This is a genomic window from Hydrogenophaga bisanensis, from assembly GCF_042665135.1.
Classification (GTDB): domain Bacteria; phylum Pseudomonadota; class Gammaproteobacteria; order Burkholderiales; family Burkholderiaceae_C; genus Hydrogenophaga; species Hydrogenophaga bisanensis.
Window position 1 is genome coordinate 25,612 of record NZ_JBHTBX010000013.1, and the last position, 14,647, is coordinate 40,258.

The window sequence follows — 14,647 nt, forward strand, 5'->3', positions numbered from 1 at the left end:
GCACCACAGGGCCCCGAGCAAGCAGACGTTATCCAGGCTATGGAGCGTACGGCTTCCGGTGAGGCTGCCTGAGGCCCTGCGAATCGCCCGACGCACCCAGGCGAGAAGTGAAACGCAGAAGTTGCATTCCTGGGCAAATACATACGATGAAAACGGCCATTGACGCGGGAGCGGTTCATGCATCCCGCAACAACCTTTTCATGGAGACATCATGCCCTTTCTGTTGCTTGCCCTTGTCGCCCTGTTCGCGGTCTCGATCCTCTCTGACGGCCTCGGCCGCGAGGCAGATGTGAAGCTGGCCATCCATCAGTCTGAATCGAATTCCAAGCTCGTCCAGGAGCAAGGTGACATCCTCACGCGCCTGGAAGCCAAGAAGGACGCGAAGGTCTCCGAGTTCGTGCGGGACTGGCGCAGGGCCTACCCGACACCCAGCGCCGAGAAACTGCAGGAGCTGCAGCTCATCGAGCAAAAGATCAACAACGACATCGCTGTCGCCGCAGATTTCACGCTTGCTGCCAAGCAGATGAACGCAGACAAACTCAATGACGTGATCTCATCGCCAATCGGGGCAAAATTCGAGGCGCGACCCGGGCTGTAGAGTCCACGGCGAGGTGTTGCAAGAGGAGGTTCGATGCCAGTTGCCCAGTCCGCTGTTTCGTTGCTCTGGTGGCTACCGTACATTGCCTTGCCGGCTGCTGCTGGCTGCATCGTCGCTGCGAGTTGGTATGCCTATCGCGGGTTGTGGCTTCGGTGGCATCGTGAAGTGCCCATTGCAGATCCCATCGTTGCAAAGCTGGTGACTGGCATCAAGCCTCCTCCTGATCTCGGCTATGCGGCAGCCTGGCTCGTCGCGGGCGTCGTCATTGCTGGCCTGACCATCACGCTGGCGCAGTGAGCATTCCTTCGTCGACGGCTTTCATACGAACGCGCGAGAGAGCATGGACCTTGTATTGCCATTGAAGGCGGAGTACTTCAACGCCATCAAGGCCGGCACAAAGTCGGAGGAGTTCAGACTGAAAACGCCGTTCTGGCGCAAGCGCCTGGAGGGCAAGACTTTTGCTCGCGTGGTCCTCACGCTTGGCTACCCGAGCAGCAGTGACTCCGAAAAACGCCTGGTGCTCCCATGGCGCGGTATGCGGGAAACAACGATCACTCACCCGCATTTTGGTCCGGAGCCTGTCGAGGTCTACGCCATCAACGTGCAGGTATCCAGCGTGTTTTCAAGTTGCACCTGACGATTCATCGCGTACGCTGATTTCAGTGGATGTCCCGGATCCGATCTCCAGTGATCAAGGACGGCCAACGTCAATGACAAGTGGAGCCCCCCACGCCACAAGCACCCGATACAGCATGACCACACCCGCCAGTCCCTATGAAGTCGCCCGGCAAGCTCACGCATTCATCGCCAAGTGCCTGGGAGGCTCCACACAGGCCGAGCTCGAAAGCGCGGCACGCCATCTGAGGCAAGCCAGAGATGAACTGCAGGTCGATCAAAGCGATCCCCAGGTGCGGACCATCATCGCCTCGATCGAGCACGCCCAGCGGGCAGTCACGCAGGCCCAACTGATGCTGGCCGACCGTGCGAGCAAACGTGGCTAATCGCGAGGGAGCGGCATCCGCGCCCATGAACGACAAGGGAGAACTCAACGTGAAGACACCATCTATCGATCAGATCCTGAACGCCGTCGCGTTCCTTGAAGGAGATCATCCGGAAGTCGCTGACCTGCTTCGCCAGTTGGCCGGCGAGCACACCGAGATCCTCACTGGCAGCGAAGCACCCGGCGCTGCCATCAACACCCATCCCAAGGGGGTGTTGGTCACTGAGCATGCCCACTGGGCGAGCACATCTGGCCACGTCTGCTTGCATGCGGCCGACGGAGATCATTCGGCGGCCGGCGACGATGAGGGCACCTGGGCAGCTCACACCGGTAGCCTGCAATGACACATGCGCTGTCCTGGGCGGTGGGCACCCTGATCGGGATTGTGTTGGGATTGGCTCATGCGCTGGCGACACTCCTGTGGCGTGCAGTCGGGCGGCTGGCCAACTACCCGGCCGCCCTGGTCTCAACCCGCACCTCTGCTGCCCTGACGGCAGGCCCTCAGGTGCAGCGTCACCCGCCCTCTGCTGCCGCAAGTCGGACCCAGCGGCTGGCCCTGGGAACACTCTGGGGCGCCAAAAAACTCCTGCTTGAGGTCGAGAGGGGTCGACTGATGGACCGTTCGGCCGTCGAAGAGCGCCTGCTTCGCGTTGCCCCCTCTCCCCTGTCTTTGCCGCGGTGGATCCTGGGCGGGCAACTCTTCGTTGAAGCCCTGTACCCCCGGCTGCACGCGGCGCTGGCTGCCATGGTCAACGCAGCACGGGATCGCGCGCTAGAAGCCGAAATCGTCCGAGTGGTCTCCGAGATCGATGCAGAGATCAGTCAGGGAAGCCACGCCGAGGCTCTGGCTGCAGCACAGCTGGACCTTCTGCGCCAGGCCGCCGGCTCCCGCCACAGCACCTGGCGACCGGCCGACGATGGGATCACATGCATCGTGCTGCCGCCAGACGCGCACGGCACGCCCAGCCAGGAGCTGGACGACCTGTTGCTGACCGATGCCGGCCTCTACGTCGTCGAGGTCAAGGGCTGGAAGCACATCGAGCCTGATGGCGGTCACCGCACCACGGATGGTTCATTGCTGCCGCCGGCGCACAGGCAGTCCGCGGGCAAGGTCAAGCGACTGCAAGCGCTGCTGGGCCCTTCTGTGCCGGTGCACAGCGTCGTCGTGCTGCCCAACCTCTGCCCGGCAGCCGTGCCGCTGGAGCTCGATACCCGCTACCTGACAGGAGCGGCCGACCTCGGCCTGATGCTGCGCCAACACATCCAGGCCCGCGCGAGGAAGGATGGCGCCCCCATCGATTTCGCAGAGGTGCGGCATGCACTACTGGCCAAGATGGATCGGCGGCCCGATGCCAAGATCCACCACATGCTCTGGCTGGCTGAGAACTTCCCCGGTGATGGCACAAATCGCGTGCGGGACCTCTACAGCCGACTCCAGGAGCTTCGATCGCAGCAGGGCTTGATTCAGCCCCCGGCGGTGGCCGTTCGCCCCACTGGCGTCGTTCTGGCCAGTGCTGTGCCGTTCGCTGTGGCCATCGCAGCATCACGCTGGATCACTTAGGTCCCACTGCACTGCGACCGTAATAGGGACTCACCGAAGTGACTCAGTACATGAATCGATATTCCGCGCCATCCGTTGAACGGCAGGTTCCAAATCCATGAAACGTCGTGAAGTCCTGGGTGATCTCGCATTGCAATGAAGCTCCGCTAGGGCTCACCGCCATTGCGACACCCTGGCCTTTGGTGTTCTGCGAAACGCCAAATGCAAGACCCGTTCCTGTGATGGGCATAGCTCCAGGAACGAGAACACTCGACATTGAAGTGGAGACACCTACGGAGCCTCCTGCCGCGATGCTGAATCGCCCACGGTAGGTTTCTCCGCCAGGGACAGCAACCTCTATGGAACCAGCTGTCCAACCGCCACCCGTATCCGGGACCATTTTTGCCTTGAATGGTTGGGCAGTCAAAGCCGACGCAGTGCTGTTGATTGGATAGAAATATGGTTCGCGCAGCGTGACGCAAGATGCCAGAAGAACCGACATTGCTACAGCAAGGAATAGATTTAAGGACAGTCTCATCGGGCAGATGTTACGTGATGTTCTCCCAATAGCCACTTGCGAAGTGGTCGGCTGTGGGCCTGGGCTTGGAAAGCTCCTATCGGGGCGTAGGACCAAGCAATCAGCCTGATCACGATGGTTTAGGGAAGCCCCACATGGCAAGTTGAACAGCCTGGTTTCCCAACTATCCTGGGAGCCATGAGCGCGAAACAGCCTTCTCTCAGCACGCCGTCGGGTCAGACCGTAGCATCCATCTGAGCTGAACCCGAGCCCCCTATCGATCGAACTCCGTAGAACATGCCCAAACCAATCTATCTCTCTGACGTCCTTGCAGACCGCCAACGCATTCGAGATGACGAAGTTGTACGGTGGGCAGAGCAGGACGCACAGAAAGCCGCTTCGGAAGCCAAGTTTCGGATCCCAAACAACCTTCACCCTGGCATAGGCGTAATCACCAGCGCCGATGGTGTCCGCTTCTATGCTCACCTGGGCTGCGATCGGGTCTACACCGAAGGAACTGTCGACGAGCTCACGAAGGCTCTGAACGAGTCATCGCCTAAGTCCTGAGCGATACTGTCTTTTCGACAATTCGAACCCAACAGGATAGGCAATGACAGGAAGTTTTCGTCAGCTGATGAGCAGGATGCTCGCTGTGGCACTCATTTCAGTGCTGGCTGGGTGTGCTGGCCCTCAGTTTGGACAGTCGCCCTCGCCCATCGCGAAGGCTGAACGCGCGATCTCGGAGAGAAACTGGGTGGTCGCATACAGGCATCTCGAAGATGTGTTCGCCTCCCCCAACGAAGCTGTGCGCACAAAGGCACTTCAGCTCTATGCTGACACCCCACAGTTACGATCTGCAGCGGCTCAAACCTTCACTGCCGAGGCCCTGAAGACCTCATTCGAAAAGCAGGGCTACGCGACGGGTGTGGCCATCGAGAAGTACCGCCTGAGCATGTATCGCCTCGTTGCCACAGATGCGGAGTACCGGGTGGCGAGCTCCAACTTCGAGAACCTTTCCTCTGGATATCAGGCAGGCCTGCTCGCTGAAGAGGAGCGGCGCAAAGCAGCGGAGGCTCTTGCCAAACAGAAGGAAGCCGATGCGCTGGCCAAGCAGCTCGAAGAGCTGAAGGAGCTGGACCGCCAGCTCGAAGCTTCCAGGCGCAATGCAGTGTTTCATTGCAAAGATCGACTTCAATGCGAGAAGGCATTCGCGCTGACCCAGATCTTCATCGCAACGAATTCGGACATGCGCATCCAGCTGGCCAACGATACTCTGATCGAGACCTACAACCCCAATAAAGATGGTGCCATGGGCGCGACCGCCATGAAGGTTCCAGGTGCTGGAACCTCAGCTGTGGTTATGCTTGACGTGGTCTGTAAGCAAGGTCGCGGCGTGGAGCCGGTGAAGGCCTGCAAACGCTCAGCCATCGTGATGAACAATGACTTTGGCGAGTTCATCAAGAAGCGGCTGGTGGACTAAGGTCGAGAACGATCACCAGTCAGCAGGGCATCCTTGAGCTGGTGGTCGGCAGGCGAAGGGCCTACCCAGATCCGCAAGATCATCCGGAAGAACTCTTCATCACCGACGGGGACTCCCTGAGGCTGGTCCAGGATGAAGAACTGTGTGCCCTTGCCCGGCAGGTACTCCATGGCGAAGTGATCGCCTGGCATGAGCTTGGACTTGCCCGAGAAGATTTCGATCAAGCGGCTGGTGGAGGCCAGATGCCGCTGGACCTGCTCCTTTGGCGAGTTGGCAGACAGTCCCTTGAGGAATGCCATCCCCAGATCTGTTCCGGGAAGCTCCCGAAGCGCCACAAACGAGAGGCGCTTGGGACCTGGCATGGCCAGCAACTGCTCAGCCGTGGCCGCCGGCCGCGGCGTGTACAGCGCCATCTCGTAGACCTTGAATACCACCCGATAGCGAATGCCCTGGCCATTGAGCTGAAGATCCGCACCAGCGGTCTGCACCTTGGCCGGAAACGCTGCCCAGGACAGGGATGCGAGCGTGGCCATGGCCAGCCCCAGGGCAAGATGTCGCATCGACTGTGCGGTCATCGAAGCCAACCACTCAGACGAGCCTGCAGTTCTTTTGAAAGCTAGGCATCCAGCTCTTCAGGTTGTCCATGATGTTGCCTGCGGGGATGTTGTTACCCCGGTGCCAGGAATATGCGTCGACGCTGCAGACCTCGCCCGCTTTGGTCATCGCGCTTGCTACACCGGTCAACACCCTTGTTTCAGTGCCCGCATCATGCAGGTAGTACACGCGGATCTTGATGTAGACGTGATCATTCGATTTCTTCACGAACGAGGGCTTGATATTCAAGCTGCTGAGACCGTCAGCAATCACTTGCTTGACGACCGCCTCGTTGACCACTGCGTCAGGAGAGCTGTTGGGCATGGCTTTCCACTGGACCTCCACGTCAAACGATGCGCCCTTCGCTGGCGCCTGTGCGTGCACACCGAATGAAAGGGCTGCCGTCATGGCTGCTGCTGCGAACTTGGCTGCGTAGTTGAGATGCTTCATGTGGATACCTTCTCTGCTGGGATGAAATGACCTGGTCTTCCAGGGTTGGTGGGTGAATCCAGATTCCTCGGCCGAGGCTTAGCTGGTGAGGCGTGAGTGACTTCAGTGCGCCGTGTTCTTCATACGATGGCCAAGTGCTCGGTACCTTGGGCAAGGTCATGACTCCTTGCACGCTGGCTGTTGAGCTTGATCTGAAGCCGAAGGTCGTTGACGGAATCGGCATTGCGCAGGGCATCCTCGAAGGTGATCAACTCAGCTTCAAAAGCCTTGAAGAGCGCCTGGTCAAATGTCTGCATGCCGATGTTGGTGCTCTTCTTCATGATCTCCTTGATCTCGGCGACCTCACCCTTGAAGATGAGATCGGCGATCAGGGGAGAGTTGAGCATCACCTCCACGGTAGCAAATCGCCCCTTGCCGTCCTGACGCGGGATCAGGCGCTGAGAGACGAGGCCGCGAAGGTTCAGCGACAGGTCCATCAGCAGTTGGGCCCGGCGGTCCTCGGGGAAGAAGTTGATGATCCGGTCCAGGGCCTGGTTGGCGCTGTTGGCGTGCAGTGTGGCCAGACACAGGTGACCGGTTTCCGCGAACTGGATCGCGTGTTCCATGGTTTCGCGGTCCCTGATTTCGCCCATCAGGATCACATCGGGCGCCTGCCGCAGTGTGTTCTTCAAGGCCGCTTCCCAGCTTTCGGTGTCGATGCCAACTTCGCGCTGGGTGATCACGCAGTTCTTGTGTGGGTGCACGAATTCGACCGGATCCTCGATCGTGATGATGTGGCCGTGAGTGTTCTGGTTGCGCCAGTCGACCATGGCCGCCAGCGTCGTCGACTTGCCCGAGCCGGTGGCGCCCACCAGGATGCAAAGTCCGCGCTTGCTCATCACCACGTCCTTGAGGACCGCTGGAAGGCGAAGTGCATCGATACTGGGCAAGGTCGCCGGGATGGTCCGCAGCACCATGCCAATCTTGCCTTGCTGGACAAAGGCACTGACCCGAAAGCGTCCGATCGCCGGCGGCGAGATGGCGAAGTTGCACTCTTTGGTGCGCTCGAACTCGGCCGCCTGCTTGTCGTTCATGATGGCCCGCGCCAGCGCCAGTGTGTGAGCATCACGCAGCGAGTCCGAGGAGACTCGATGCACCTTGCCATCGACCTTGATGGCGGGAGGAAAGCCAGCGGTCAGAAACAGGTCGCTTCCCCCGCGCGAGAGCATGAGCCTGAGCAGCTCGTACATGAACTTGGTGGCCTGGTCTCGATCCATGGCCAGATTGTTCAGTCCCGTTCGGCTCACTACGGTGTCGAAAGTGGCCCTTGCCAGACACGCTCTTGAATCAGCAGAGCCTTCTATAAGCCGAATGGCTCTACCGCGGGTGTCAGATTCGGACTTGCACAAGCTGTTACAGATGGCATGCTCAAGGGGTCAACCCAGCTCGCCAGATGACCACCAACCCACCTCTATTGGTTCGCCCGGAACCGGCCTATGCGGGCATCGGCTCACGCTCCACGCCCGCACCTGTGGCTGCCTTCATGGAGCAGATGGCCTGGCGTCTGGCACGCGGTGGCTACAAATTGCGCTCTGGTGCTTCAGCGGGTGCGGAGACGGCGTTCTCCAGGGGGTGCACCAACGCTGGAGGCTCCCGAGAGATCTGGCTACCGCACAAGGGATTCAACGGCTACGACGAGTCCGGGTTGGTACCCGGTGACCATCACCATGCGATGGCCGCCAAGGTACACCCGCTCTGGAAGTACCTCAGCCCCGAGCTCAAACAGATGGTTGCCGGTCGCGTGGCACTCATCTTGGGTGACCAAATGCGCAGACCGGTCGAGTTCGTCATCTGCTGGACCCAGGATGGCTTCGATGGCAGCGCGGGCGCCGGCGTTGCCACGGGTCACTCGCATTTCTCGATCATGCTCGCGGCCAGTCACTCGATCCCGGTCTTCAACCTGAGCCACACCACGTCCTACCAGCGGCTTCTGGCCTATCTGAGGAGGCGTCATCAGGATCAGTACATCCATCGTGTGGCCACTTCAAGCACCATCTGAAGCGTCGCTCGCAATACAGAAAAACGCAATGGCTCAACCAGCTGGAGACGGCGCATGAAGCGCGATACCGCAATTCGCCACGCGATGAGTATCGGCGAGCACCTGCGAGGACTGGGGGGCATCATCAGCACACCGGGCTGCTTCCACGAGGCCCTCAAGATCGACCGTCTTTGGGTGTTTGGCAGTACCGCCAAGGGTGCTGCGAACCCATCGGACCTTGATCTGCTCATTCAGTTTCGGACGATCAGGACGCGAGAGTTGGAGATGGATCGAAAACCAGGCCGGACCCTGAAAAGGATTTTCGGTGGAGGCTACCGATTCAAGTGGGACTGGAACCGAAGAGACTACAGTGTCATGGAAGCCTACGAGGATGGTCTTCGATCGATCATTGCTGGCAGACGAATGATTCGCTTCCATGACCACAAGGTGGATGGATCTTTGGCCTGGCCTCGGGTCATGCTCTATCCGCTCGACGAGTCTTCACTCCTCGTTGACCCGACTATGGGCATGAAGATCAGCAACCATGGAGCGTTCACGTTTGGACAAACCTGGCTATCCCCAAAGGGGGTCCCGATGGTCGTCGTCGGCTACCAAGTCGACCATGGCGTGTGCAACCGAGGTCATCCGGTGGCTATCCTGCAGCAGATGCGCCCGAATAAGCCCTTGCGGCATCTCCTCCCGTGTGTGTCCGTGGAGGGTTGGCGACTTCTGTCGGCAGAAGAAGATAGGCAGTTGCGCTTGAGTGCGTCGGCCCTGGCTCGATCCAGAGGCCTAACCCGGCTTTGATGTACAACCGCTCACATGATCCGACCGACCCTTTGTTTCATCCTCGCCGTCGCCGCCTCGGCCAGTTCGGCACAGCCCCGAGACAGAAACCTCAGTTCGCTTTTCTCGGACGAGGAGCCAGCAGAAGCGCCACAGGATTCGGCCAGGCCCCGCAACTCTGACGAGGCTGATTCGCGCAAGAGCCCGCCTGCAGCGAAGCCCAAAAGCGTGGTCCCCCCTCAAGTGCCACCGCGCCCCCGCTGGTACTGGGTCAACGTTCAGGTGGCTGATCGCCCTGGGTGCATCCCTTTGAACGAAGAGCCCTTGAGCTCGCTGGCGAGCCACTTCGGTACCGCCAGCATGCGGGTGGTTCAGGATGCCAAGCATGCCGAGGGACGCATCATGAGCGTTGAGGTGCAGACACGCACAGGGCCAGAAGCCTATGTGTACGCGACCTCGGAATCCATCTGCAACCGCATTCGCACGGCCGCATTGGCTGCGACCAAAGACATCAAGGCCAGTCAGAGCAAGAGCGCTCAGTTCTTCCAGCTCGAGCCTGCCGATCTGGCCAAGGTACGATTGAAGGATCCAGCTGTCTTCTGCGCTGGGGACATGTGCACCACCAAGCACGACGATTTCATTCGCTTCCAGGGAGAGCGAATCTGCCTGGCCGACATCAGCTTCAGCTCGAACCCGGCCACACCGAGTGCAGGATGCACGGTGACAGCCGTCCAAGCGCAGCGGGTGATGGCGACACTACGCAACTCGATCGGGGCGCCAGCGATGGCCGAGAAGTCCATCCCCCCCACAAGGAGCACCCATTACGTCTGGAACGACGGCCCTCTGAAGGTCGAGTTCATGCACATATGGGGATCGAGTATCCAAGGCATCCCCTTGAACAACTGGTCGATCTCTGTCTCGCGCAGATAGCATCCAGACATCCACCGACCACATCTCACGCCCGAATGACCTCCAAGTCGCTTCAGCACAAGATCGAGCAAACCCGTCTGAATGCGCCCCTGGAGGTGCCCAAGGCCCGGCTGTGCAGCCGAGTCATTCTGGCCATGATGACTTGTCAGCCCGTGGATGTTCCCGTTCAGGAACTCAAGACTGCGCTGGGCAGCAGCTGGTCATCCTTGCGAGCCATACAGTTCATGTCTGGCCGCCGGGGACAGATGGCCGCCCAAGCCGCGCCCGTGGCTGAGCGCAACGATCTGTGGCTGGCGCACCTGGTGGCCAAGGCGTTGGCCGATAACCAGGCCATCACAGCGATCAACATCGCAGCCCTTGAGCAACTTGCCAAGGAGCTTGCGATGGGTGGCGCCCAGACACCGTAGAGCCGGTGCGCCCCATGATGCCCGGCCGCAGCCCCACGGAGAAGCTGCGGGCCGGATGTCGACTTACTTGCCGGCCTTTTCAGCGCGGCGCTTGGCAGCCTTGGGATCGACGGCGTCCTTGAACTTGGCGCCAGCGACGAACTTGGGCAGGGTGGCCGCCGGGATCTTGATCTTGTCGCCCGTGGCCGGGTTCTTGCCTGCACGGGCCGCGCGCTTGACGGACTTGAAGGTCCCGAAACCCACCAGCTGAACCGAATCGCCCTTCTTCACGGCGGTCTGGATGGTCTCGATCAGCGTATCGAGCACGGCGTTGGCAGCCGCCTTGGACAGTTCGTTCTTGGTGGCCAGGATCTCGACGAGTTCTGCGCGGTTCATGGTTCAGGATCTCCAGTGTGAATGACAAGCCGCGGGTTATACCACCCGCCATGCTGTGAAAATGCGCGGCTGGGCGCCCGTTGGCCACCGTCCGTCTGGCCTGTGATTTACCATCTGCGCCATGAGCACCCTATCCTCTGCCCTGAAGACCGAGATTTCGCGGGTCACCCGCAAGATCCTTCGCGACGAGTTGTTGGCCCTGAAAAGGTCATCACACGCCTACCGGTCAGAGATCGCCGCGCTCAAACGCGACGTCAAGGAGCTGCGTGCCCAGCTCAGGGCTCAAGGCAAGGTGGTCAAGAAGGTCGCCCCGCCGGAGCAGGCGCCCGCCGAACCGAGGAGCCGCCGCACGCGGGCGTTCAGCCCTGAGCGATTCGCTGCGCAGCGCGCCAAGTTGGGTGTGTCTCAGGCAGACATGGCCAAACTGCTGGAGTGCTCCGCGCTTTCTGTCGCTCGATGGGAAGCCGGCAAGGCAGTACCAAGAGCAGCGCAGGCCGAACGCATCGCAGGCCTTCGCGGTCTGGGCAAGAGAGAAGCGGCCCAGCGCCTGGCCGCCGTGAGCTGAGCCGCGCGGACCTGGCACTCGTGCAGACGTCGGCCTCGTTGACCAGTGTTGAAGTCACCAGATCACATCCCGCGCTGTCAAAGGAGAGTGAGTCCATGAATTCCAAGCTCAACAACCTTCCTCCCGCCATGGATGCCCCGCGCATCAGCGAAGGCTCCGACAGCGAGACGGCGATGAACGGTCTGCTGCAGGAAGTGCTCGCGCGGCGCAAGGAGCGCATGGCAATGGAGGAGCCCGGCAAGCAGGCCCTCATGCGCCTCTTTGAGGTTGCCCAGCGCGACACCGGCCAGTCCCGTCGCGTCGCCGCGTTCCTGCTGGGTTGCTACAACGGCACCCGGTTCCCATTCGATCTCACCGACTTTCGCGGCCTGGACTACGAGCTGTTCGATGACTGCATGACGGTGCTTCGGATGGACAGCCAGCCACTCCAGGAGGTCCACCGGTACTTCGAGAACGGTGGCAAGCGCTTCGAGGAAATGGCCCAGCGCCATGGCATCCGTGACGTCTCGAAGATGGAGATGGACCTCAAAGAACTCAGGGAGCGCTACCTGTCCTGAGCGGCCGAAATCCACTTATTCCAAAAAGTCGGCTATCTCGCGCGTCTATATCCAAAAAACTTGCGGACAAATTTGTCCGGTCCTATTTTGTAATACATAGGAATTCAAACAGTGGATAACTCGCTTGCGTGCGCAGCAGAAATCGCGTCGAGCCCACCCAAGGAACGCCGAGTTCACCACCTGCCCCCCCTTAAAACAGGCGGGGGTCTGCTCGAACAGCGGGGGATGCAACTTGAAATCACCCTACTGCCTGGTACCTTGGATGCATGACATCCCTTGCATCCCTCCTGGCCATTCCACCTTTGTCCAAGGTCCAACTGCAGTCCCGCTCGGCGCTGCGTGATGCAAGGTTCGACTCGCCCGGGGTGATCGACCTTCCGTTCTGGTTCTTCCAATGTGTCGTCGGCGAGCAGTTGGAGATCCGTTCCCCCGGCGGCTTCATGACCCGGGTCGCGCCTGAGGACATCTGCGACATCGTCAAAGCCGAACCGATCGTGGTTCAGGCCATGCCGCGTCATGTGCTTGTTGAGCGTCTGAGGATTCCATTGCGCGAGCGCCAACAGAGCCCAGGACCAGAGTGCTACCGGCCGGCACACGTTCTGTGGGTGATGAAGGACAGGTGGGCTCGCGTGGACGCAGCCTTCGTCCGCTTCCTGGACGAATCGCTGAACGAAGGCACTGGCCCGCAACAGGCGTCCCTGGATGACACCACCCGTGTCATGCTCAATGCGGTCGCCCGCCGAGATCGGATGCCCGTGGTCAGTCGGCACGGCCAGGCGTCCTGGAGCGCAGTGTCAAGAGAGCTGCCCGAGCACCGCGCAGCACGCAAGGCCTCACAGATCTTCTTCGCGGCAGCGCTTTCGCGATAGGGCCGGTCCGTGGCTCGTTGGTGCCTGAGCTGGCCTGGACGACCTCCCAGCGCCAGCTCCTCCCCGGGGTGATTGACATCGTATGCCTCACACAGACAATTCCGGACACCCTTGATGGCAGTCCCAGTGTGGTGTCACTTAGAGCCGGGCGGACTTGATGTGAACAGCTTCCCCCGCGTACTGCTCAAGGCGGTCTGCTTGCAGCAGGACGTAGCTGGCGAGCTGAGCCGCAAAGTCCGATTCTTCTTCCAGATAAGGGCCGGTCTGCGCAAGCCCTTGAGCATGTTTTCGAGCGCTCGATGCCATCTTCTTTGCTTCGCGCTGCATGAGCTTGCGGTCGATATTGCAGCGCACAGCAAAGTCGGCGAGAGCAAAACCTTTCACTTCTTCAATATTGAAGACGTCCCCATATGCCATGGCCAGCTCGTGCGAGATGGCTGGATATTGAACGACGCTGACCAGGTCATACCAGGGTGCGCTTTTAAGGCCCTGGTTGTCCATGAAAAATGAGTAGTTCTTCCCATGGGCATCACAGTTGCCAATCAGCAATTGAAACAGTGCCCAGCGCATCATCAGCAGCTTGTCGCTTGCCTTGTTGTTGATGTGTTTGAGCTGGTTGAAGAGGGTTGGGAAGCTCGTACCGTCTCGGTACTGTGCTGCAACTCCAGAGCCACCGATGTTGCGCTCATACTTGTAGCTGACCGGCACGTCCGCAGCCTGGCAAAGGTCAATGACATGGCGCCTAGCAACACTGGGCACACCTGCAGGCGTCTTGATAGGCGTGCGGTCGAAGCGTGTAACTGCCAAGACTGGGCGAGGGGTTCGCAGTAGGAATACGTCAGCCACCGGCATACCCATCGCTTTTGCCAATGACATGCAGAAGTGCTCGTTAACCACCATGTGCGGAAATCTTGAGTCAACGGGTTGCGGCTTCAGTATGTGGGTCGACGCGAGAGGGTAGTCAGGCAGGTACATTGCCCCCCCGTCTTCAATTCTTCCGTCGACATAGACAAGCAGCTTGTCCTGGTAGCCGGCAACAGAGAGGCGAACCTTCCCATCCCAGACAACGAACTCTTCCTTGTCGCGGTCTCTGATACGCGCATCCAGTTCTTGAATGCTCACTTGACGACGCTCAGCGTGTGCGGGCTCAAGCCTGCCGTCTACGTGCTCTGGCAGGAAGCGAAAGGCGCCGGTGGTCTCTGCGCCAAGCTCATGGATGAGCCCATAAATGTTGGACCTGCCAACGCCATTTGCCGAGGCTGCGATATCGAGTGCCCGGCCCTCGGGCAACAGGTTTTCGATGAAGCGACGGATTGATTGCGAGTCGTGTTTTTCTGCATCCAGCGACAGGGCAGGTGAAAACCCAAAGGCCTTAGGCCGTATTTTCCAGGTTGGGGCGTAGACAAGACCCCATGAGTTCTCCATCGTGTCGTGAGTCAGGGTGGCTACCAGTTCTGACTGGTGCCAGATACACAGGTGATGAACAGTCATGACTCTGAGCTGGTGGTGTCACTTGAGCCAAGGACTTTTCCCGTGGGCAGGTGGTGTAAAAGTTCATGTCCCTTGGGAAGGACTAGCAATGTCAGGCCAAGGCCATCAAGGACGCTCATGAGCTTGTCAAGGCGGACGCTGCCCGCCCCATTCTCAAGCCTGGACATCAGGTCTACCGAAACGCCAGTGAGCGCCGCAGCATCATCGATGCGCAAGCCTTGCTTCTTGCGATGCGCCCGCACCTGCAGTCCAATAACATCGGCACCTCGTAGCTCCTGGACCAGCGGGACTGCCTCGAGAGCGATTCGCCTGTGTGCTGAGCCCAACATGGTGCCGCTGGATGGCGTGGCGTCAGTTCCAAGCAGGAGGTGACTTTTGCGTGTGCGAGTAGCCATATTTCGGACTTTCAGAAACTGATTACAGCTTCGATCCCATGGGAAAGAAGTTTCTGATAAACCGAAATCTTGTACT

General features: G+C 59.8%; 21 protein-coding genes. 14 read left to right on the plus strand and 7 right to left on the minus strand.

Features of this window, described 5'->3' with window-relative positions:
• Positions 1-211 precede the first annotated feature (211 nt).
• From ACFQNJ_RS16185 to ACFQNJ_RS16210, 6 genes are all read left to right on the plus strand, one after another.
• A complete protein-coding gene (locus tag ACFQNJ_RS16185; RefSeq protein WP_382259422.1) occupies positions 212-598 on the plus strand; it encodes a hypothetical protein in 387 nt (128 codons plus the stop codon).
• Positions 599-631: 33 nt separating this feature from the next.
• Entirely contained in the window at positions 632-895 is a 264-nt protein-coding gene (locus ACFQNJ_RS16190) for a hypothetical protein (protein ID WP_382259423.1), read from the plus strand.
• 43 nt (positions 896-938) lie between these two features.
• Positions 939-1,235, plus strand: coding sequence for an ASCH domain-containing protein (locus ACFQNJ_RS16195; RefSeq protein WP_382259424.1), 297 nt, complete (start codon positions 939-941; stop codon positions 1,233-1,235).
• A gap of 115 nt (positions 1,236-1,350) precedes the next feature.
• Positions 1,351-1,599: a hypothetical protein gene (locus ACFQNJ_RS16200; RefSeq protein ID WP_382259425.1), complete on the plus strand. Its 249-nt coding sequence runs from the start codon at positions 1,351-1,353 to the stop codon at positions 1,597-1,599.
• A gap of 25 nt (positions 1,600-1,624) precedes the next feature.
• Positions 1,625-1,942, plus strand: coding sequence for a hypothetical protein (locus ACFQNJ_RS16205; RefSeq protein WP_382259426.1), 318 nt, complete (start codon positions 1,625-1,627; stop codon positions 1,940-1,942).
• A complete protein-coding gene (locus tag ACFQNJ_RS16210; RefSeq protein ID WP_382259427.1) occupies positions 1,939-3,159 on the plus strand; it encodes a nuclease-related domain-containing protein in 1,221 nt (406 codons plus the stop codon). Before ACFQNJ_RS16205 ends, ACFQNJ_RS16210 begins: the two co-directional genes overlap by 4 nt.
• Before the next feature lie 43 nt (positions 3,160-3,202).
• On the opposite strand, the gene ACFQNJ_RS16215 is transcribed toward ACFQNJ_RS16210, so the two are convergent.
• On the minus strand, positions 3,203-3,676 hold the full coding sequence (locus ACFQNJ_RS16215; RefSeq protein WP_382259428.1) for a hypothetical protein: 474 nt from the start codon (positions 3,674-3,676) through the stop codon (positions 3,203-3,205).
• A gap of 613 nt (positions 3,677-4,289) precedes the next feature.
• Between ACFQNJ_RS16215 and ACFQNJ_RS16220 the strand changes: the two genes are divergently transcribed.
• On the plus strand, positions 4,290-5,135 hold the full coding sequence (locus ACFQNJ_RS16220; RefSeq protein WP_382259430.1) for a hypothetical protein: 846 nt from the start codon (positions 4,290-4,292) through the stop codon (positions 5,133-5,135).
• On the opposite strand, the gene ACFQNJ_RS16225 is transcribed toward ACFQNJ_RS16220, so the two are convergent.
• The 3 genes from ACFQNJ_RS16225 to ACFQNJ_RS16235 form a co-directional block, all read right to left on the minus strand.
• A complete protein-coding gene (locus ACFQNJ_RS16225; RefSeq protein ID WP_382259432.1) occupies positions 5,132-5,695 on the minus strand; it encodes a chalcone isomerase family protein in 564 nt (187 codons plus the stop codon). The genes ACFQNJ_RS16220 and ACFQNJ_RS16225 overlap by 4 nt on opposite strands.
• A 28-nt stretch (positions 5,696-5,723) precedes the next feature.
• Positions 5,724-6,179: a hypothetical protein gene (locus ACFQNJ_RS16230; RefSeq protein WP_382259434.1), complete on the minus strand. Its 456-nt coding sequence runs from the start codon at positions 6,177-6,179 to the stop codon at positions 5,724-5,726.
• 119 nt (positions 6,180-6,298) lie between these two features.
• Positions 6,299-7,435, minus strand: coding sequence for a PilT/PilU family type 4a pilus ATPase (locus ACFQNJ_RS16235; protein WP_382259436.1), 1,137 nt, complete (start codon positions 7,433-7,435; stop codon positions 6,299-6,301).
• 176 nt (positions 7,436-7,611) lie between these two features.
• Here ACFQNJ_RS16235 and ACFQNJ_RS16240 point away from each other — a divergent pair, with 176 nt between their 5' ends.
• The 4 genes from ACFQNJ_RS16240 to ACFQNJ_RS16255 all read left to right on the plus strand — a co-directional run bounded on the left by ACFQNJ_RS16240 (position 7,612) and on the right by ACFQNJ_RS16255 (position 10,319).
• Positions 7,612-8,217, plus strand: coding sequence for a hypothetical protein (locus ACFQNJ_RS16240; RefSeq protein WP_382259438.1), 606 nt, complete (start codon positions 7,612-7,614; stop codon positions 8,215-8,217).
• Between the two features lie 54 nt (positions 8,218-8,271).
• Complete coding sequence (locus ACFQNJ_RS16245) at positions 8,272-9,003, plus strand: hypothetical protein (protein ID WP_382259440.1); 732 nt, start codon at positions 8,272-8,274, stop codon at positions 9,001-9,003.
• A gap of 303 nt (positions 9,004-9,306) precedes the next feature.
• A complete protein-coding gene (locus ACFQNJ_RS16250) occupies positions 9,307-9,912 on the plus strand; it encodes a hypothetical protein (protein WP_382259442.1) in 606 nt (201 codons plus the stop codon).
• Between the two features lie 35 nt (positions 9,913-9,947).
• Positions 9,948-10,319 (plus strand): hypothetical protein, encoded by a 372-nt coding sequence (locus ACFQNJ_RS16255; protein WP_382259443.1) that lies wholly within the window; start codon positions 9,948-9,950, stop codon positions 10,317-10,319.
• 63 nt (positions 10,320-10,382) lie between these two features.
• Here ACFQNJ_RS16255 and ACFQNJ_RS16260 read toward each other — a convergent pair whose 3' ends face one another.
• Positions 10,383-10,694, minus strand: coding sequence for an HU family DNA-binding protein (locus ACFQNJ_RS16260; protein WP_382259445.1), 312 nt, complete (start codon positions 10,692-10,694; stop codon positions 10,383-10,385).
• Between the two features lie 121 nt (positions 10,695-10,815).
• Here ACFQNJ_RS16260 and ACFQNJ_RS16265 point away from each other — a divergent pair, with 121 nt between their 5' ends.
• The 3 genes from ACFQNJ_RS16265 (at position 10,816) to ACFQNJ_RS16275 (ending at position 12,685) form a co-directional block, all read left to right on the plus strand.
• Positions 10,816-11,259: a helix-turn-helix domain-containing protein gene (locus tag ACFQNJ_RS16265; protein ID WP_382259447.1), complete on the plus strand. Its 444-nt coding sequence runs from the start codon at positions 10,816-10,818 to the stop codon at positions 11,257-11,259.
• A 95-nt stretch (positions 11,260-11,354) separates the two neighbouring features.
• Complete coding sequence (locus ACFQNJ_RS16270; protein ID WP_382259449.1) at positions 11,355-11,816, plus strand: DUF7673 family protein; 462 nt, start codon at positions 11,355-11,357, stop codon at positions 11,814-11,816.
• Between the two features lie 266 nt (positions 11,817-12,082).
• Positions 12,083-12,685 (plus strand): hypothetical protein, encoded by a 603-nt coding sequence (locus ACFQNJ_RS16275; protein WP_382259451.1) that lies wholly within the window; start codon positions 12,083-12,085, stop codon positions 12,683-12,685.
• 138 nt (positions 12,686-12,823) lie between these two features.
• On the opposite strand, the gene ACFQNJ_RS16280 is transcribed toward ACFQNJ_RS16275, so the two are convergent.
• On the minus strand, positions 12,824-14,176 hold the full coding sequence (locus ACFQNJ_RS16280) for a HipA domain-containing protein (protein WP_382259453.1): 1,353 nt from the start codon (positions 14,174-14,176) through the stop codon (positions 12,824-12,826).
• Complete coding sequence (locus tag ACFQNJ_RS16285; RefSeq protein WP_382259455.1) at positions 14,173-14,571, minus strand: helix-turn-helix domain-containing protein; 399 nt, start codon at positions 14,569-14,571, stop codon at positions 14,173-14,175. Before ACFQNJ_RS16285 ends, ACFQNJ_RS16280 begins: the two co-directional genes overlap by 4 nt.
• Between the last annotated feature and the right edge of the window lie 76 nt (positions 14,572-14,647).

Coding starts and splice junctions, on each gene's coding strand:
- ACFQNJ_RS16205 (WP_382259426.1), top strand. CDS start 1,625: ATGAACGACAAGGGAGAACTCAACGTGAAGACACCATCTATCGATCAG.
- ACFQNJ_RS16265 (WP_382259447.1), top strand. CDS start 10,816: ATGAGCACCCTATCCTCTGCCCTGAAGACCGAGATTTCGCGGGTCACC.
- ACFQNJ_RS16235 (WP_382259436.1), bottom strand. CDS start 7,435: ATGGATCGAGACCAGGCCACCAAGTTCATGTACGAGCTGCTCAGGCTC.
- ACFQNJ_RS16215 (WP_382259428.1), bottom strand. CDS start 3,676: ATGAGACTGTCCTTAAATCTATTCCTTGCTGTAGCAATGTCGGTTCTT.
- ACFQNJ_RS16270 (WP_382259449.1), top strand. CDS start 11,355: ATGAATTCCAAGCTCAACAACCTTCCTCCCGCCATGGATGCCCCGCGC.
- ACFQNJ_RS16210 (WP_382259427.1), top strand. CDS start 1,939: ATGACACATGCGCTGTCCTGGGCGGTGGGCACCCTGATCGGGATTGTG.
- ACFQNJ_RS16245 (WP_382259440.1), top strand. CDS start 8,272: ATGAAGCGCGATACCGCAATTCGCCACGCGATGAGTATCGGCGAGCAC.
- ACFQNJ_RS16255 (WP_382259443.1), top strand. CDS start 9,948: ATGACCTCCAAGTCGCTTCAGCACAAGATCGAGCAAACCCGTCTGAAT.
- ACFQNJ_RS16280 (WP_382259453.1), bottom strand. CDS start 14,176: ATGACTGTTCATCACCTGTGTATCTGGCACCAGTCAGAACTGGTAGCC.
- ACFQNJ_RS16260 (WP_382259445.1), bottom strand. CDS start 10,694: ATGAACCGCGCAGAACTCGTCGAGATCCTGGCCACCAAGAACGAACTG.
- ACFQNJ_RS16220 (WP_382259430.1), top strand. CDS start 4,290: ATGAGCAGGATGCTCGCTGTGGCACTCATTTCAGTGCTGGCTGGGTGT.
- ACFQNJ_RS16185 (WP_382259422.1), top strand. CDS start 212: ATGCCCTTTCTGTTGCTTGCCCTTGTCGCCCTGTTCGCGGTCTCGATC.
- ACFQNJ_RS16240 (WP_382259438.1), top strand. CDS start 7,612: ATGACCACCAACCCACCTCTATTGGTTCGCCCGGAACCGGCCTATGCG.
- ACFQNJ_RS16190 (WP_382259423.1), top strand. CDS start 632: ATGCCAGTTGCCCAGTCCGCTGTTTCGTTGCTCTGGTGGCTACCGTAC.
- ACFQNJ_RS16225 (WP_382259432.1), bottom strand. CDS start 5,695: ATGCGACATCTTGCCCTGGGGCTGGCCATGGCCACGCTCGCATCCCTG.
- ACFQNJ_RS16275 (WP_382259451.1), top strand. CDS start 12,083: ATGACATCCCTTGCATCCCTCCTGGCCATTCCACCTTTGTCCAAGGTC.
- ACFQNJ_RS16285 (WP_382259455.1), bottom strand. CDS start 14,571: ATGGCTACTCGCACACGCAAAAGTCACCTCCTGCTTGGAACTGACGCC.
- ACFQNJ_RS16230 (WP_382259434.1), bottom strand. CDS start 6,179: ATGAAGCATCTCAACTACGCAGCCAAGTTCGCAGCAGCAGCCATGACG.
- ACFQNJ_RS16200 (WP_382259425.1), top strand. CDS start 1,351: ATGACCACACCCGCCAGTCCCTATGAAGTCGCCCGGCAAGCTCACGCA.
- ACFQNJ_RS16195 (WP_382259424.1), top strand. CDS start 939: ATGGACCTTGTATTGCCATTGAAGGCGGAGTACTTCAACGCCATCAAG.